The sequence below is a fragment of the Bacteroides sp. L10-4 genome, assembly GCF_013373675.1.
Classification (GTDB): Bacteria; Bacteroidota; Bacteroidia; order Bacteroidales; family Bacteroidaceae; genus Bacteroides; species Bacteroides muris.
Map to the genome: position 1 here is coordinate 1 of NZ_JABXJH010000150.1, position 584 is coordinate 584.

Genomic DNA, 584 nt, shown 5'->3' on the forward strand with positions numbered 1-584 from the left:
AACGAACTTACGTGACCTGTTCGATAAGACTGATTTCAACGATATCAAAGAACTCGATTATCCCCTTTTTGAAGGACTATTTGATTAATTTTTTAACTCGTCCATTTTTATTGGACACTAATGATGTGTTATCATAAATATGGTGGTGATTGTATGAAAAATAATCTTATTTGTTTAGTAATAGGGAGTCTGTTTATGATCTTGTGTGGTTGTTCTTCTACAGGGCATAAGAAAAATATTGTGAATAGTATTGATTTGCTTGTTACAGATGATTTAATTTTTGCATTAGATGACTCAACCGTACAGAGTTTTGAATATATGCAATTTTTTCAGCGGAACGATAGTAGTATTCTTGCTTTTACTAATGAGTATGACAATTCAATTGTGTTTTATGATTATTCAACTAAAAAGTATTTTAGTAGATGACAAAAATTAAATATATGCTGTTAAACATTTGATTTTCAAGTGATTAAATCTGCAAAAGTCCCTGAAATTTAGTAATTTAAAGGAAAAGTTTGGCGACTTTTCTCCATGAAAACTACTAATTCCAAGGACTCAGTCAAAGTTAACCAAATCCTCCCGAT

The 584-nt window shown here is 30.1% G+C and carries 1 protein-coding gene; it reads left to right on the forward strand.

The window, feature by feature from the left end:
• The first annotated feature begins 153 nt into the window (after window positions 1–153).
• Window positions 154–426: a DUF4221 family protein gene (locus HU824_RS19470; protein ID WP_255260580.1), complete on the forward strand. Its 273-nt coding sequence runs from the start codon at window positions 154–156 to the stop codon at window positions 424–426.
• The last annotated feature ends 158 nt before the right edge of the window (window positions 427–584 follow it).

Excerpts from the sequence above, each read along its gene's own strand:
- HU824_RS19470 (WP_255260580.1), top strand. The coding sequence starts at position 154 with ATGAAAAATAATCTTATTTGTTTAGTAATAGGGAGTCTGTTTATGATC.